Annotated in this window: 14 protein-coding genes and 1 pseudogene; 11 read left to right on the top strand and 4 right to left on the bottom strand. The window is 73.0% G+C overall.

Annotated elements, in window-relative coordinates; all coding sequences use genetic code 11:
• Positions 1-58: 58 nt before the first annotated feature.
• Positions 59-1,336: a hypothetical protein gene (locus ASD33_RS36755; protein ID WP_157870013.1), complete on the bottom strand. Its 1,278-nt coding sequence runs from the start codon at positions 1,334-1,336 to the stop codon at positions 59-61.
• 121 nt (positions 1,337-1,457) lie between these two features.
• Here ASD33_RS36755 and ASD33_RS08710 point away from each other — a divergent pair, with 121 nt between their 5' ends.
• A complete protein-coding gene (locus ASD33_RS08710; RefSeq protein WP_056556039.1) occupies positions 1,458-2,714 on the top strand; it encodes a cytochrome P450 in 1,257 nt (418 codons plus the stop codon).
• Here ASD33_RS08710 and ASD33_RS08715 read toward each other — a convergent pair.
• The gene (locus tag ASD33_RS08715; protein WP_056556042.1) at positions 2,665-3,399 is read right to left on the bottom strand and encodes a hypothetical protein; all 735 of its coding nucleotides are present in this window, start codon (positions 3,397-3,399) and stop codon (positions 2,665-2,667) included. The two genes, ASD33_RS08710 and ASD33_RS08715, sit on opposite strands and share 50 nt — an antisense overlap.
• 105 nt (positions 3,400-3,504) lie before the next feature.
• Here ASD33_RS08715 and ggt point away from each other — a divergent pair, with 105 nt between their 5' ends.
• Entirely contained in the window at positions 3,505-5,313 is a 1,809-nt protein-coding gene (ggt, locus tag ASD33_RS08720; protein ID WP_056556045.1) for a gamma-glutamyltransferase, read from the top strand.
• Between the two features lie 80 nt (positions 5,314-5,393).
• On the opposite strand, the gene map is transcribed toward ggt, so the two are convergent.
• Positions 5,394-6,161, bottom strand: coding sequence for a type I methionyl aminopeptidase (gene map, locus ASD33_RS08725; RefSeq protein ID WP_056556048.1), 768 nt, complete (start codon positions 6,159-6,161; stop codon positions 5,394-5,396).
• Positions 6,162-6,193: 32 nt separating this feature from the next.
• Here map and ASD33_RS08730 point away from each other — a divergent pair, with 32 nt between their 5' ends.
• On the top strand, positions 6,194-6,445 hold the full coding sequence (locus tag ASD33_RS08730; protein ID WP_056556051.1) for a helix-turn-helix transcriptional regulator: 252 nt from the start codon (positions 6,194-6,196) through the stop codon (positions 6,443-6,445).
• Positions 6,446-6,467: 22 nt separating this feature from the next.
• On the opposite strand, the gene ASD33_RS08735 is transcribed toward ASD33_RS08730, so the two are convergent.
• Positions 6,468-7,181, bottom strand: a complete 714-nt coding sequence (locus ASD33_RS08735; RefSeq protein WP_056556054.1) for an NAD(P)H-binding protein — start codon at positions 7,179-7,181, stop codon at positions 6,468-6,470.
• A 61-nt stretch (positions 7,182-7,242) separates the two neighbouring features.
• Between ASD33_RS08735 and ASD33_RS08740 the strand changes: the two genes are divergently transcribed.
• The 8 genes and pseudogenes from ASD33_RS08740 (at position 7,243) to hydA (ending at position 15,321) form a co-directional block, all read left to right on the top strand.
• Positions 7,243-7,617, top strand: coding sequence for a helix-turn-helix domain-containing protein (locus ASD33_RS08740; protein WP_056556057.1), 375 nt, complete (start codon positions 7,243-7,245; stop codon positions 7,615-7,617).
• 96 nt (positions 7,618-7,713) lie between these two features.
• Positions 7,714-8,937: an alginate lyase family protein gene (locus ASD33_RS08745; RefSeq protein WP_056556060.1), complete on the top strand. Its 1,224-nt coding sequence runs from the start codon at positions 7,714-7,716 to the stop codon at positions 8,935-8,937.
• A 10-nt stretch (positions 8,938-8,947) separates the two neighbouring features.
• The gene (locus ASD33_RS08750) at positions 8,948-9,331 is read left to right on the top strand and encodes a PPOX class F420-dependent oxidoreductase (RefSeq protein WP_056556063.1); all 384 of its coding nucleotides are present in this window, start codon (positions 8,948-8,950) and stop codon (positions 9,329-9,331) included.
• Positions 9,332-9,446: 115 nt separating this feature from the next.
• Positions 9,447-10,826: a UL36 very large tegument protein gene (locus ASD33_RS08755; RefSeq protein ID WP_199863480.1), complete on the top strand. Its 1,380-nt coding sequence runs from the start codon at positions 9,447-9,449 to the stop codon at positions 10,824-10,826.
• A gap of 225 nt (positions 10,827-11,051) precedes the next feature.
• Positions 11,052-11,894, top strand: coding sequence for a nitrilase-related carbon-nitrogen hydrolase (locus tag ASD33_RS08760; protein ID WP_056556069.1), 843 nt, complete (start codon positions 11,052-11,054; stop codon positions 11,892-11,894).
• Positions 11,891-13,171: an aspartate aminotransferase family protein gene (locus tag ASD33_RS08765; protein WP_056556072.1), complete on the top strand. Its 1,281-nt coding sequence runs from the start codon at positions 11,891-11,893 to the stop codon at positions 13,169-13,171. Before ASD33_RS08760 ends, ASD33_RS08765 begins: the two co-directional genes overlap by 4 nt.
• Positions 13,172-13,307: 136 nt before the next feature.
• Positions 13,308-13,775 (top strand): annotated as a pseudogene (locus ASD33_RS08770) (amidohydrolase family protein); the annotation flags it as partial.
• A 154-nt stretch (positions 13,776-13,929) separates the two neighbouring features.
• On the top strand, positions 13,930-15,321 hold the full coding sequence (gene hydA / locus ASD33_RS08775) for a dihydropyrimidinase (protein WP_056556078.1): 1,392 nt from the start codon (positions 13,930-13,932) through the stop codon (positions 15,319-15,321).
• Positions 15,322-15,358 lie beyond the last annotated feature (37 nt).

Below are 15,358 nucleotides of genomic sequence, written 5' to 3' on the forward strand. Positions count from 1 at the left end.
CAGTGAAAGTGACCCGACGGTAACCGGGGTGGTTTACCCGTGGTAACTGGTCGGTAAGTTACGTGCGGGTAACGATTGGCGCGGCCTGGTCCCGGAGGGCGTCGGCCTCCGTGACGTCGGCGTGCGCCCCCGCGAGATCCGCGTATGCCTCCGTGAAGTCGGCCAGCGCCTCCGCGTACCGCTTGGCGGCGACGAGGTACATCGCGCGGTCGGTCAGCGCGCGGGCGACGGCATCGTCGTCGCCGGGAAGGTTCCGGGCCAGTGTGACGCCCTCGTCGAGGGCCCGGCCCAGCGTCTCCTCGCTGCGGCGGCCGGTCGTCTCCCAGTGGAGTGCGCGGCGGAGGGTGAGGCGGCGGTGGGCGACCGCAGCCCCGGCCGGGTCGCCGGACTCGCGCAGGGCGGCGGCCTCCTCCTCGAGGGCGGCGACGGAGGCGAAGAACGCCTCCAGCGTGTCGGGCGACCACCCGTGCTGGAGATGGCTCCCGAACGGCGGCTGCGGGCTCTCGGGAGTGGCGGCCGGTTCGGCGCCCCGGCCCGAGAGAGCGAACAGCGTGGACCAGGTGCCCCTGATGTCGCTCCAGATCACGGGCTCGCCGTCCCGTGCGAGACGGGCGAGCAGGGCCAGGATCTCGCGCCGGGCGGCGGCCTCCTCGGCCGGGCGTCCGACGGCCCGGAGCATCCGGGCGTACTCGTTCAGCTTCCACACCAGCGAGGCCAGCGGCGCACGGTCCGCCGCCGCCCTTCCCCGGCTGTCCTCGACCAGGTGCTCGAACGCCCGCAGGGCCTCCTCGTGCCGTCCGGCCGCGTCGAGCTCGGCCGCCCACTCGATCCGGGCCCAGTCGGTCCCGCCCGTGCTGTCGGAGCGGAGGTGCCGACCGTACAGTTCGGCCGCCTCCGCGTGCCGCCCCTCCTCGGCCAGGACGACCGCGAAACGACCGTACGGCTCGGTCTCCGCCAGTTCCTCGCACACCACGCGCCCCTCGGCCCGCCGGCCGGCGGTGAACAGCGCGTGTTCGTAGCCGCGCAGGGCGAACCGCAGCTGCCGCGCTCCGTCCGGCACCTCCGCGCCGAGCCGCCGCAGCACGTCCACCACCTCCGCGTACAGCGACTGCCGGTGTTCCGGATCCCCCTGCTCCCGGGCCCACTCGCCCAGCGCCTGCGTCAGCTTCGGCAGATAGGCGCGCGGGCTCACCTCCGCCAGCACCCGGTACGCCCCGACCCGCTCCCGCAGCGACGGCCACTCCGAAGCGAGCAGCAGGGCCCGCGCCCGCAGCACCGCGTCCCGGCTGAACCTCTCCTCGTTCCCCATGTGCCCCCTGTTCTCCGTGTGATGCACGAGGGAGATTCTGGGAGTCGGGGGACAGCCCGGACAAGGCTCCCGAACTGTGCGTTCCGTCCTACGAAAAACGGCTCTGACCTGTCATGATGGTGACGTCTTCACTCCGAGGGGAGAGCCGGTGGGGAACACGGCCGACGCACCCGACGTCTTCGATCCGCGGATCTACGCCGCCGGCATCCCGCACGACCGCTTCCGCGTGCTCCGCGACCACGCCCCCGTCGCCCGCCAGGACGAGCCCGAGATCCTGGGATGGCCCGCCGGTCCCGGCTTCTGGGCCGTCACCCGGCACGCCGACGTCGTCCGCGTGCTCAAGGACCCGGGGACGTACTCCTCCTGCCTCGGCGCCACCCAGATCCGCGACCCCGACCCCGCCGACCTGCCCTTCATCCGGCGCATGATGCTCAATCAGGACCCGCCGGAACACGGATCGTTGAGGCGGCTCGTCAGTCGTGCCTTCACTCCAGGACGGATCGAGCGCTTCGGCGCCACCGCCCGGGCGCGGGCCCGGCAGCTGCTCGCGGCGGCGGTCGACGGCGGGGGAGAGGTGGACCTCGTCCGGGCCGTCACCGACGACTACGCCCTGCTCAACCTGACCGATCTGCTCGGCGTCCCCGCGAGCGACCGGAACCTGCTCCACACCTGGACCGAGCGCGTCATCGCATACCAGGACCCCGACGAGCCACCCGTCCTCGACGCCGAGGGCCGACCGGTCAACCCCCGCTCACCCGCCATGCTGGCCGAGATGTTCGACTACGCCCAGCGGCTCGCGGTCCACAAGCGCGCCCACCCCGCCGACGACATCATGAGCGTCCTCGCCGCCTCCGAACTCGCCGACGCCGAACTGGAGATGTTCTTCTTCCTGCTGACCGTCGCCGGGAACGACACCGTCCGCAGCGCCGCCCCCGGCGGACTCCTCGCGCTCGCCGAAAACCCCGGCGAACAGCGGCGGTTGTGGGACGGCGAGGTCTCCATGGACACGGCAGTGGACGAACTCCTGCGGGTCCACCCGCCCGTGCTGTCCTTCCGCCGCACCGCCGCCCACGACACGGAACTCGCCGGGCAGGCGATCCGGCGCGGCGACAAGGTCGTCGTCCTCCACGCCTCCGCCAATCACGACGAGCGCGTCTTCACCGACCCGCACCGCCTCGACCTCGGCCGGAACCCGAACCCGCACGTCTCCTTCGGCGATGGCCCGCACGTCTGCCTCGGGGCCCACTTCGCCCGGCTTCAGCTCCGGATCCTCCACGAGGAGGTGCGCCGCGCCTGCGGCGGCGTGGAACTCGCCGGACCGCCCCGGCGCCTCGTCTCCAACTTCATCAACGGCATCAAGTCGCTGCCGGTTCGACTGCGGGAGCCGTCCGCGCCTCGCGGGTGACATCGGCCACCAGCTCCACCACATCGGGGCCGTACGCCTGGGAGTTGACGACCTTCAGGAGGAGCACGAAGGAGCCGTACGGCCCGTACGTGTGGGTCAGCTCCTCGTGGTGGCGGGCCAGATGGCGTGCCGCGGCCTGATTGGTGACCGCGGCCTGACCGCAGAGCAGGAACACCGGCCGGCTGCCCTCGCCGCGGGTGAGGCGTGCGAGGACGACGTACTCGCTGACGCCCCACTCCGGGCGGTAGGTCCCGCCCGCCACGGTGATCAGCCCCCGGTCCTCGCGCGGCTCCTGCTCGACGTTCATCGTGAGTCCCGGCAGCAGATTCGGCAGATGGGCCGCCATGCGCCGATTGGAGTAGGGGCCGCCGATGCAGAACTCGGCTATCTCGCCCAGTCCCTGACGGGCCGTGTCGTGCTGCACGATGCGGGGCCGCGCCCCGCAGTCCTTGATCAGCGCCGACAGCTCCAGCAGCGCCGAGACGTCGGTGGCGTGCACGCCGCGCTCGTTGCCGGCCAGGCGGTTCACCACGAGCAGGCACTCGGAACCGGAGGGCAGTCCGAAGAACGCCTGCCTGCGGCGGAGCCGGCGCCGCCAGAGGTAGGTGCGGCTCAGCCAGCCGAACGACGCGCTGACCCCCGTCGCCAGCACCCCGAGCACGATGTTGCGCACGTCTTCGTTCATGGGCGCGCATGCTAGCGGGACACCGGCCTCTTGTTCGAGGCGGTCCTGACGGGAGGGGCGGAAGGAAGTTACGCTGCGCGGACGGTCATTGACTGGAGGTAGGGAATGCGTCGCTCCGCCGCTGGCAAGGTCTCCGTTCTCGCCGTCGCGGCGACGGTGCTCTCGATGGGTGCCGCCGCCCCGCCCACGGCCCCGCCGGCCGCGGCGCCGCCACCGGTCAAGACACCGGTGGCCGTCGGGTACGGCGGCGCCGTCGCGAGTGTCGACGCCGACGCCTCCGCCGCCGGTGTCGAGGTGCTCCGCAAGGGCGGCAACGCCGTCGACGCCGCCGTCGCCGTCGCGGCCGCCCTCGGCGTCACCGAGCCCTACTCGGCGGGCATCGGAGGCGGCGGCTACTTCGTCTACTACGACGCGAAGAGCCGCACCGTACGGACCATCGACGGGCGCGAGACCGCGCCCCGCTCGGCCGGCGCCGGCCTCTTCCAGGAGAACGGCGCGCCCATCCCCTTCGAGGAGGGCATGACGAGCGGCCTCGGCGTCGGCACCCCCGGCACCCCGGCGACCTGGCAGACCGCCCTCGACGCCTGGGGCAGCAAGCGGCTCGGGACCCTCCTGGAACCCGCCGAGCGGCTCGCCCGCGAGGGATTCAGCGTCGACGAGACCTTCCGCTCGCAGACCGCGGGCAACGAAGCGCGGTTCCGCGACTTCCCCGCCACCTCCGAACTGTTCCTGCCGGGCGGCCGACTGCCCGTCGTCGGCTCCGTGTTCAAGAACCCCGACCTGGCCCGTACGTACGAGAAGCTCGGCCGGGAGGGCGTCGGCGCGCTCTACCGGGGGCCGCTCGCCCGGGACATCGTCGACACCGTCCGCACGCCCCCGGTCCGCGAGGGCGTCACCCGGAAGGTCCGCCCCGGCGACCTGACGGAGCGTGACCTCGCCGCGTACCGCACCGAGTTCCGCGCGCCCACGAAGGTCTCGTACCGCGGACTCGACGTCTACGGGATGGCCCCCTCGTCCTCCGGCGGCACCAGCGTCGGCGAGGCGCTCAACATCCTGGAGGGCACCGACCTCGCCGCCGCCCCGCCGGCCCGCTATCTGCACCGGTACATCGAGGCCAGCCGCATCGCCTTCGCCGACCGGGGCCGCTGGGTCGGCGACCCGGCCTTCGAGCAGGTGCCCACGCGCGGACTGCTCTCCCAGCGGTACGCCGACTCCCGGGCCTGCCTGATCCGTGACGACGCCGCCCTGACCAGCCCCCTCGCGCCCGGCGACCCGAGCAGCCCGGTGCCGTGCGCGAGCGGCGGGACGGCGGCCCCGACCACGTACGAGGGCGAGAACACCACGCACCTCACGGTGGCCGACAAGTGGGGCAACATCGTCGCCTACACCCTCACCATCGAGTCCACCGGCGGCAGCGGCATCACCGTGCCCGGCCGGGGCTTCCTGCTCAACAACGAGCTGACCGACTTCTCCTTCGCCCCGGCGAACCCGGCGGTCCACGACCCGAACCTGCCCGGCCCCGGCAAGCGGCCGCGCTCCTCGATCTCCCCGACGATCGTCCTCGACGGGCACGGCAGGCCCGTCCTCGCGCTGGGCTCCCCGGGCGGCGCCACCATCATCACGACGGTCCTCCAGACGCTCACCGGGGTCGTCGACCGGGGGCTGCCGCTCGTCGACGCCATCGCCGCCCCGCGCGCCAGCCAGCGCAACCAGGCGACCACCGAACTCGAACCGGCCCTGTGGAACAGCCCGGTGAGGGCGGAGCTGGAGGCGATCGGGCACGGCTTCCGGCAGAACCCGGAGATCGGCGCGGCGACGGGCGTGCAGCGTCTGCCGGACGGCCGCTGGGTGGCCGCGGCGGAGACGGTCCGCAGGGGCGGCGGCTCGGCGATGGTCGTACGGCCGGCGCGATGAGGAGCCGCGGGGCCTGACCGGCGGGGTGGGGCCCCGGCCGGAGGCGCGGGTCCCGGTCGCGCGCGTGGGGCCGGGGCCGCCTACGGCGCGGTCAGGATGCGCGGGCCGTCGTCCGTGATCGCCACCGTGTGCTCGGCGTGCGACGCGCGCGAGCCGTCGAGGGTGCGGATCGTCCAGCCGTCGCCCGCCGTGTAGTGGTCGTCCGTGCCGCCGCCGATGAGCATCGGCTCGATCGCGAGGACCATCCCGTGGCGCAGCTTCATGCCCCGGCCCGGTCGTCCCTCGTTGGGGACGCCCGGGTCCTCGTGCATCGTGCGGCCGATCCCGTGGCCGCCGAAGCCGTCCGGGACGCCGTACCCGGCGGCCCGGCAGACCCGGCCGATCGCATGCGCGATGTCCCCGATGCGGTTGCCGACGACGGCGGCGGCGATGCCCGCCTCCAGGGCCTCCTCCGCCGCGGCGATGAGCCGGGCGTCCTCGGGGCGTGCCGGGCCCACCGTGAAGCTGACGGCCGAGTCGCCGGCCCAGCCGCCCAGCAGCGCCCCGCAGTCCGCGGAGACCAGGTCGCCCGGGGCGAGCACGGTCCCGTCCGGGATGCCGTGCACGATCGCGTCGTTCACGGAGACGCACACGACCGCCGGGAACGGCACCGGCGCCCACTCCGGGTGGTAGTCGAGGAAGGGTGAGCCGGCCCCCGCGTCGGCCAGGACCTCCCGCGCCGCACGGTCCAGCTCGGTCAGCGCCACCCCGGGCGCGGCCTTCTCCCGTACGGCCGCGAGGGCGCGGGCCACGACCCGCCCCGCCTCGCGCATCGCGGCCAGGTTCTCGTTCGTCTTGATCTCCACCATGCCAATTACTATACCGGTATTAGAATGGCGGCATGGTGCGCACACCCCTGACCCCCGAAGAGCGCGAGCGCGGCGAGCGCCTCGGCCGCCTCCTGCGCGAATCGCGCGGAGAGCGGTCCATGGTGGAGATCGCCGCGGCCGCCGGACTCTCCGCCGAGACCCTCCGCAAGATCGAGACCGGCCGTGCCCCGACCCCGGCCTTCTTCACCGTCGCGGCCCTCGCCGGGGTCCTCGGCCTCTCCATGGACGAGCTCGTCACCCGGTGCGCGTTCGTGCCCGTCTGACGAGTGGGTCGGTCGGCACTCCTCAGGGGGCCGGGGTGCGTCCGGAAGGCTTTTCGGGCGCGTCCTGGACCGACACCGCCAGCTGGACCCGGCTGTGGCGCGGGCGCTCGATCTCGTCGAGCAGTGCCAGGGCGAGGTCCCGGTGCGCGATCCGGCCGGGGCCCTCGATCACCGTGCCCACGGCCGTCCGGTAGCCGCCGGTGACCTCGGCCTCCGCGTTCAGGTCCATCGGCGGCACCACCATCAGCCAGTCGAGCTCCGGCCCCGCCTCGGCGGACAGGAGCGCGAACTCGGCCACATGCCCCTGCGAGAACGCCCGCCACTCCGCCGGGAATTCGGGTGCGTCCATCAGGCGCACACCCGGCTCGCTCTCCAGCGTCGTGGCGATCCCCAGGGTCAACAGGCGCCGCACGCCCGCCTCCCCGAGACCCGCCACCAGGGCCTTCGCCGCCGCCGTGAAGTACTCCTCCGAGGAGACGTCGAGCCTGACCGAGGCGTTCACGGCCGCGTCGTGGCCCGCCGCGAGCGCGGCCACCGACGCCGGATCGGTCACGTCACCCCGTACCAGCGTGACCGAACTCCCCGCCAGATCCCCGTACTTCGCCGGATCGCGCACCACGGCCGTCACCCGGTGGCCCCGGGCCACCGCCTCCGCCACGGCCGCCCGGCCGACCCGTCCACCCGCTCCGAAGACGATGATGTTCCCGCTGTCGCCGCTGCTCATGTCGTTGGTCATGGCAGGACCGTAGAACCGGACCACCTGGTTACTTCAACGGTACTGGGCTAGCTTCGGGCGCATGAGCCAGCAGCTGCCCGCCGACCTCTTCGACGACCCGGAGTGCTCCGACCGCGCCCGGCCGATCCGGGTCGGCGGCAAGTGGACGGCCACGGTGCTCCGCTGTCTGGAGGACGGACGGCCCCGCCGCTTCTCCGAGCTGCGCGTCCCGCTCCACCGGATCACCCCCAAGGTGCTCACCGAGACCCTGCGCACCATGGAGCGCGACGGCTTCCTCACCCGCACCGCGTACGACGAGAACCCGCCGCGCGTCGAGTACGCGCTGACCGCCCTCGGCCGCTCGCTGATCGAGCCGCTCGACACCGCCTGCGCCTGGGCCCGCGCCCACGTCCCGGAGATCACCGAGGCCCGGACCGCGTACGCGAAGAGCGACTGAGCGCGGGGCGCGTACCCGACGCGCGCCCGCGCCCGGGCCCCACCCGCTGGCCCAGCCCCGGATGCGCGCTCCGGCCGCCTCGGTGACCGTGGACCCGTGCACCGTCGACAGAAGATCCTCCTCGCCGCTCTCCTCGGCCCGGCGCTCCTGCTCGGCACGGCCTGCGGTGCCGGGAACGGCGGCCCCCGGTCCGACGCCGAGGCCGTGCCCGCCGGGACCGCACCCGAGCACTTCCGCCACCCCGGAGTCCTCGTCGGCGGCGCCCAGCTGGCGTCGGTGCGCCGCCATGTCGCCGCGGGGGAGGAGCCCTGGTCCTCCGCCTACCGGTCGATGGGCGAGAGCGCGTACGCCTCGCTGGACTACGCGCCCCACCCCGCGAAGACCGTCGCCTGCCCGTCCAACGCCGGCACGGACGCCTGCGTCGCCGAGCGCGAGGATGCCATCGCCGCCTACACCCAGGCCCTCATGTGGTCGGTGTCCGGAGAGGCCGCGCACGCCGCCAAGGCCGTCGAGATCATGGACGCCTGGTCGAAGACGGTCAAGGAGCACACGCGCGACGACGCCGACCTCCAGACCGCCTGGTCGGGCTCCTCCTGGGCGCGCGCCGCCGAGATCGTGCACGCCGGATACCCGCAGTGGGGCGGCCCCGCCGTCCAGCGGTTCAAGTGGATGCTGCGCAGGGCCTACCTGCCGGCTGTCACCGCCGAGGTGCCCGACTACAACGGCAACTGGGAACTGGCGATGACCGACGCCGCCATCGGGATGGCCGTGTTCCTGGAGGACCGTACGGTCTTCGAGGGCGCGGTACGCCGCTACCGCGCACGGGTCCCCGCCTACTTCTACCTCGCCTCCGACGGCGCCCTGCCCAAACCGCCGCCCGGCGGCACGATCGACACGGCCGACGAACTGGCCACGTACTGGTTCGGGCAGCGCACCTACGCCGACGGCATCGGCCAGGAGACCTGCCGCAACTTCATGCACATCGGGTACTCGCTCGCCGCGACCGCCCACATCGCCGAGACCGCCTGGCACCAGGGGCTCGACCTGTACCGCGAGGAGGCCCGGCGGATCGGCGCGGCACTGGAGTTCCACTCCCGCTACCAGCTCGGCGCGACCCCTCCGAAGTGGCTGTGCGGCGGCAAGGTCGTCCGGACGATGGGCCCGGACGTCGAGGTCGCCCTCAACCACCTCGAAGGGCGGATGGGCATGAGGCTCCCGCAGACCGAGAGGCTCGCCGCGAGCCAGCGGCCGGGCGGCACGGACGACCTGTTCGTCGCCTGGGAGACCCTCACCCACGCCTCCAACCCGACCCCGGCATAGGCTCCCGGGCATGATGCCCGAAGAGCTGCGGCGCGGCCGCTACGTCAGCCTGACCACCTTCCGGAAGAACGGCACCGAGGTCGCCACTCCCGTCTGGTACGCGGTGGAGGGCTCCGAGCTGTACGCCTGGACCCGCAGCGACTCCTGGAAGGTCAAGCGCCTGCGGAACGACCCCCGGGTCGCCGTCGCCGTCTGTGACGTGCGCGGGAACGTCGCCGAGGGGGCCGAGCGGTTCACCGGTACGGGCCGGCTGGTGGAGGGCGACGAACTCCGCCGGATCCGGGGGCTGTTGGCCCGCAAGTACACCTGGCAGTTCTGGCTGACCGACGTCCCCGCGATGATCGTCCGGCTCGGGAAGCGCCCGCACACCGGGATCGTCGTCTCCTTCGGGTGAACGGACCGACGGGGCACGCGCACGAAAACGGTCCGTAGTCGTCCCGTAACACGACTGCGGTCCAATACCCGCGGACCGGAAGGTTCCAGTCGACTGCGGGGCAGGTGCGAAACGCATGACGGTGTCTCAACTCCCGGTGTCCCGGCCTCCGTCGGACATGGCCGCGTTCACGGGCTGGCTCGTGGAGCTCGTGGAGCGCGTCCCGCCCGGCGGCTGGTACGGACTCTTCCGCGCGCGCGACCCCGAGGGGATGCGCGCCTGTTTCGCCGGGGCGGAGCTCCTGCCCTGGGACGTCGTCGGGTCCCTGCTCCAGGACGCCGGCGAGCCCGGCGACGGGCCGCGCGCCGCCCGGGGCAGGGCGCTGTACGCGGCGGCGGCCGCCGCACACGACCGCAGGCCGGGCGGAGCGGAGGCACTCGCCGAACGCCGGGACCTCATGGAACGCGAACGCCGGGACGCCGAGGCCCGGGCCCGCGCCATCGACGACCGGCTGCACGCACACCCCGCCCCGGACGCGGAGGAGGCGGCCCGCCTGGAACACGACCTGGCGTGGACGCGCGACGACCGCGCGAGGGCCGCGGCCAGGGTCGCCGAGCTGACGGCCCGGCTGGCCCGGCTCGACCCGCCGCCGTCGCCGGCACCCGTCGCACCACCGGGCAGGGCGGGGGCGGGCTGCCGCCCGAGGGGTGCCCGGTACGCCTGGCTGGAGGACGGGGCGGAGGGCCCGGGGCCGATGGGCGCACCGGACGCGGGACCCCTGCCCGTGTCCGTACCCGGAGCGGCGCCCGCGGCCGTACCCGTCCTCCCGTCCGGAGGCGCCGCCCCGCGCGGGGCCCGGTTCGGCGGCTTCGGTGAGCGGGGTGCGGCCCGGTCTCCCGCCGGAACCCGGGCGACCGCCCCCGCCGCGGCCCCGGCCGCCGCCCGCGCGACCGACCCCGCCGCGACCGCCGCCGCCGACCCCGCGCGGGACGCCCGCGCCGCGGCCAACGCGGTCTACGCCCTCCAGCGCCTCCGCGCCCAGGGCCGTACGGGTGAGGCGCACGTCCTGCTCTGCGAGGCGCTCGACGGGCCGCCCGCCCGGCTCCCCGCCGTCGCCGTGGAACTGCACCGGGCCGGGCTCGCGGCCGACTGGTCCACCCTGCTCTGGGAGGCGGCTTCGCTGCCGCCCGAACGGCTCGCGGCCGTCGCGGGCGTCCTCGCCGACGCCGGCCGCGCCGCGGACTGCGAGCGGCTGCTGCGCCAGGGGGTGGCGCGCCCCGTCGAGGAACTGGCCGGGGCGTGCGCCGCCCTGCGGGCCGAGGGCCACCACCGGGAGGCCCACGCGCTGCTCACCGCGTTCGTGCGGGTGCGCGCCCCCGGGGACGCGGCCCGGCTCGCGGGCGCGGACCCGCGCGGGCTGGTCCCGCGGCTGCTCGAAGCGGCCCGCGCGGTGTCCGCGGCACGGGAGCGCGACCTGCGGCACGCCTTCCGGGTGGCGGGCCTCGCCGGGGCCTGACCGCCTCGCCCGCCCCGGGGCGCGTACGAGCACCGGCAGGTGTCATCAGGTGTCCCGCCGTGTCGGTACGTGTCCGACGTGGACCACTCGGGTATGAAACATGATCGACCCGGCCGCTTCGCGGCGGCGGTCTTGCTCCGGGGTGTGACGGGGCTTACGTTCTCCTCCTACGCACCGCGTCTACGTGCGTAGAGGCTCTCTGACGCCGTGCCGAAGGAGCAGCTCATGACCGACGTCGTACGCGCCGCGCTCGTCCAGGCGACCTGGACCGGCGACACCGAATCCATGATCGCCAAACACGAGGAGCACGCCCGGGAAGCGGCCCGGCAGGGCGCCAAGGTGATCGGCTTCCAGGAGGTGTTCAACGCCCCCTACTTCTGCCAGGTCCAGGAGCCCGAGCACTACCGCTGGGCCGAGCCGGTCCCCGACGGCCCCACCGTCACCCGGATGCGGGAGCTCGCCCGCGAGACCGGCATGGTGATCGTGGTGCCCGTCTTCGAGGTCGAGAGCGAGGGCTTCTACTACAACACCGCCGCCGTGATCGACGCCGACGGCAGCTACCTCGGCAAGTACCGCAAGCACCACATCCCCCAGGTCAAGGGCTTCTGGGAGAAGTACTACTTCCGCCCGGGCAACGCCGGCTGGCCGGTCTTCGACACCGCCGTCGGCCGGGTCGGCGTCTACATCTGCTACGACCGGCACTTCCCTGAAGGGTGGCGCCAACTCGGCCTGAACGGCGCCCAGTTGGTCTACAACCCCTCGGCGACCCACCGCGGTCTGTCCTCCTACCTCTGGCAGCTGGAACAGCCCGCCGCCGCCGTCGCCAACGAGTACTTCGTCGCCGCCATCAACCGCGTCGGCATCGAGGAGTACGGCGACAACGACTTCTACGGCACCAGCTACTTCGTCGACCCGCGCGGGCAGTTCGTGGGCGAGGTCGCCTCCGACAAGTCCGAGGAACTCCTCGTCCGCGACCTCGACTTCGGGCTCATCGAGCAGGTGCGCCAGCAGTGGGCCTTCTACCGGGACCGCCGCCCCGACGCGTACGACGGGCTGGTGCGGCCGTGAGCAGCCTCTTCGACCGGCACAAGGCCGTCATCCCCGACTGGGTCGCGCTCTACTACAAGGACCCGATCGAGATCACCCACGGCGAGGGCCGCCACGTCTGGGACGCCGAGGGCCGCAAGTACCTCGACTTCTTCGGCGGCATCCTCACCACCATGACCGCCCACGCCCTGCCCGAGGTCACCAAGGCCGTCGCCGAGCAGGCCGGGCGGATCATCCACTCCTCGACGCTCTACCTCAACCGCCCGATGGTGGAGCTGGCGGAGCGGATCGCGGGACTCTCCGGCATCCCCGACGCCCGGGTCTTCTTCACCACCTCCGGCACCGAGGCCAACGACACCGCGCTCCTCCTCGCCACGGCGTACCGGCGCTCCAACCAGATCCTGGCCATGCGGAACAGCTACCACGGCCGTTCCTTCTCCACCGTCGGCATCACCGGCAACCGCACCTGGTCGCCCACCGGCCTCTCGCCGCTCCAGACCCTGTACGTGCACGGCGGCGTCCGCACCCGCGGCCCGTACGCCCAGTACACCGACGAGCGCTTCACCGAGGCCTGCGTCGCCGACCTCGAAGACCTGCTCGGGCACACCCGGGACGTGGCCGCGCTCATCGCCGAACCCATCCAGGGCGTCGGCGGCTTCACCTCCCCGCCCGACGGGCTCTACGCCGCCTTCCGGCAGGTCCTCGACCGGCACGGCATCCTGTGGATCTCCGACGAGGTGCAGACCGGGTGGGGCCGTACCGGCGACCACTTCTGGGGCTGGCAGGCCCACGGCCAGGCGGGGCCGCCGGACATCCTCACCTTCGCCAAGGGCATCGGCAACGGCATGTCCGTCGGTGGTGTCGTCGCCCGCGCCGAGGTCATGAACTGCCTCGACGCCAGCTCCATCTCCACCTTCGGCGGTTCGCCCGTCACCATGGCCGCCGGGCTCGCCAACCTCGGCCACCTCCTGGAACACGACCTCCAGGGCAACGCGCGCCGGGTCGGCGGCCTGCTCATCGAGCGGATCAGGGCGGCCTGCGCCGGGGTCGAGGCGGTACGCGAGGTCCGCGGGCGCGGTCTCATGATCGGCATCGAGCTGACCGAACCGGGCACCGACCGGGCGAACCCGGCGGCGGCCGGCGCCGTACTGGAGGCCGCGCGCGAGAACGGCCTGCTCCTCGGCAAGGGAGGCGGCCACAACACCAGCACCCTGCGCATCGCCCCGCCGCTCTCCCTCACGGTCGCCGAGGCCGAGGAGGGCGCCGCGGTCCTCGAACAGGCCCTGGGCGTGCTGTAGCCACGTCGCCCGGGCGGTCACCGCAGGTTGTGGGCCCACCCCCGCCCGGGCGGTCACCGCACGCCGTAGGCCCATCCCGCCTCCGCCCAGGTCCAGCAGTCACGTCGTCCCGCCGCATCGAGCAGGGAGAGTCCCCGTGAGCACCCGTACCGCCATCCGCGGCGGCCTCGTCGTCACCGCCGCCGACGAACTCCACGCCGACGTGCTGATCGAGGACGGCCGTGTGGTCGCCCTCGCGGCCCACGGCTCCGACGCGGCGGCCGGCTGGACCGCCGACCGCACCATCGACGCCACCGACCGCTACGTGCTGCCGGGCGGCGTCGACGCACACACCCACATGGAACTGCCCTTCGGCGGCACCTTCGCCTCCGACACCTTCGAGACCGGCACCCGCGCCGCCGCCTGGGGCGGCACCACCACCATCGTCGACTTCGCCGTCCAGACCGTCGGCCGGTCCCTGCGCGAGGGACTCGACGCCTGGTACGCCAAGGCCGACGGCAACTGCGCGATCGACTACGCCTTCCACATGATCCTCTCCGACGTCAACGAGCACACGCTCAAGGAGATGGACCGTCTCGTCCAGGAGGGCATCACCTCCTTCAAGAGTTTCGTTCGGTCGCGTGACCAGGGGTCTTCTAGCGGAGTAGGCCGTGTGCCGTGCGAGGTGGCGGCGTGAGGGGGCCGGCGGGCCGGGGTGTGGCCCCGGCCCGTGTCGGTGGTGGTCTGGTCGTTGGTCGGTGTGAAGGGATGGCTGGGGAATGACTCGGACTCTGATTACCGGTGGTTTTGTGATCACGGCCGCGGACGAGGTGCACGCGGATGTGCTGATCGAGCATGGTCGGGTGGTGGCGTTGGCGGCGCCGGGGACGCAGGAGTGGACGGCGGACCGGGTGATCGACGCGTCGCAGAAGTACGTGATCCCGGGCGGGGTCGACGCGCACACGCATATGGAGCTGCCTTTTGGCGGCACGTTCGCGTCGGACACGTTCGAGACGGGGACGCGGGCTGCGGCGTGGGGCGGTACGACGACGATCGTCGATTTCGCGGTGCAGTCGAAGGGGCAGGAACTCAGGGCCGGCTTGGACGCCTGGATGAAGAAGGCGGACGGGAACTGCGCGATCGACTACGCGTTCCACATGATCATGTCGGACGTGAACGAGGCGACGCTGCGGGAGATGCGGAAGCTGGTCGAAATCGGCGTTTCCTCGTTCAAATTGTTCATGGCGTATCCGGGTGTCTTTTATTCGGATGACGGCCAGATTCTGCGGGCGATGCAGGTGGCCGGGGAGACCGGCGGGCTGATCATGATGCACGCGGAGAACGGCATCGCGATCGACGTCCTCGTCGAGCAGGCGCTCGCTCGGGGCGAGACGGATCCGCGCTATCACGGGGAGGTCCGCAAGGCCCTGCTGGAGGCGGAGGCCACCCACCGTGCCATCCAGCTCGCCCGGGTGGCGGGGGCTCCCCTGTACGTCGTGCACGTCTCGGCCGAGGAGGCGGTCGCCGAGATCGCCGCCGCCCGGGACAAGGGCCTCCCGGTCTTCGGCGAGACCTGCCCCCAGTACCTGTTCCTGTCGACGGACAACCTCGCCGAGCCGGACTTCGAGGGCGCCAAGTACGTATGTTCGACGCCGCTGCGTCCGAAGGAGCACCAGGCGGCGCTGTGGCGCGGGCTGCGGACGAACGACCTCCAGGTGGTGTCCACCGACCACTGCCCGTTCTGCTTCGTCGGCCAGAAGGAGCTGGGCCGGGGCGACTTCTCGAAGATCCCCAACGGTCTGCCGGGGGTGGAGAACCGCATGGACCTCCTCCACCAGGCCGTCGTGGACGGACACATCTCGCGCCGCCGGTGGATCGAGATCGCCTGCGCGTCCCCGGCGAGGATGTTCGGCCTGTACCCGCAGAAGGGCACGATCGCGCCGGGCGCGGACGCGGACATCGTCCTCTACGACCCGCACGCGACTCAGACGCTGTCGGCGGAGACCCACCACATGAACGTCGACTACTCGGCGTACGAGGGCCAGAGGGTGACCGGGCAGGTCGAGACCGTCCTCTCGCGCGGTGAGGTCGTCATCGACCGGCGCAAGTACGTGGGTCACGCCGGCCACGGAGCGTTCGTGCCGCGCGGTCTCTGTCAGTACCTGGGCTGAACGGCCCAGTGGTCCCATCGCACCGACTCGAACTTGG

Source organism: Streptomyces sp. Root1304 (assembly GCF_001426405.1).
Taxonomy (GTDB): domain Bacteria; phylum Actinomycetota; class Actinomycetes; order Streptomycetales; family Streptomycetaceae; genus Streptomyces.

Excerpts from the sequence above, each read along its gene's own strand:
- ASD33_RS08715 (WP_056556042.1), bottom strand. The coding sequence starts at position 3,399 with ATGAACGAAGACGTGCGCAACATCGTGCTCGGGGTGCTGGCGACGGGG.
- ggt (WP_056556045.1), top strand. The coding sequence starts at position 3,505 with ATGCGTCGCTCCGCCGCTGGCAAGGTCTCCGTTCTCGCCGTCGCGGCG.
- map (WP_056556048.1), bottom strand. The coding sequence starts at position 6,161 with ATGGTGGAGATCAAGACGAACGAGAACCTGGCCGCGATGCGCGAGGCG.
- ASD33_RS08730 (WP_056556051.1), top strand. The coding sequence starts at position 6,194 with ATGGTGCGCACACCCCTGACCCCCGAAGAGCGCGAGCGCGGCGAGCGC.
- ASD33_RS08735 (WP_056556054.1), bottom strand. The coding sequence starts at position 7,181 with ATGACCAACGACATGAGCAGCGGCGACAGCGGGAACATCATCGTCTTC.
- ASD33_RS08740 (WP_056556057.1), top strand. The coding sequence starts at position 7,243 with ATGAGCCAGCAGCTGCCCGCCGACCTCTTCGACGACCCGGAGTGCTCC.
- ASD33_RS08750 (WP_056556063.1), top strand. The coding sequence starts at position 8,948 with ATGATGCCCGAAGAGCTGCGGCGCGGCCGCTACGTCAGCCTGACCACC.
- ASD33_RS08755 (WP_199863480.1), top strand. The coding sequence starts at position 9,447 with ATGACGGTGTCTCAACTCCCGGTGTCCCGGCCTCCGTCGGACATGGCC.
- ASD33_RS08760 (WP_056556069.1), top strand. The coding sequence starts at position 11,052 with ATGACCGACGTCGTACGCGCCGCGCTCGTCCAGGCGACCTGGACCGGC.
- hydA (WP_056556078.1), top strand. The coding sequence starts at position 13,930 with ATGACTCGGACTCTGATTACCGGTGGTTTTGTGATCACGGCCGCGGAC.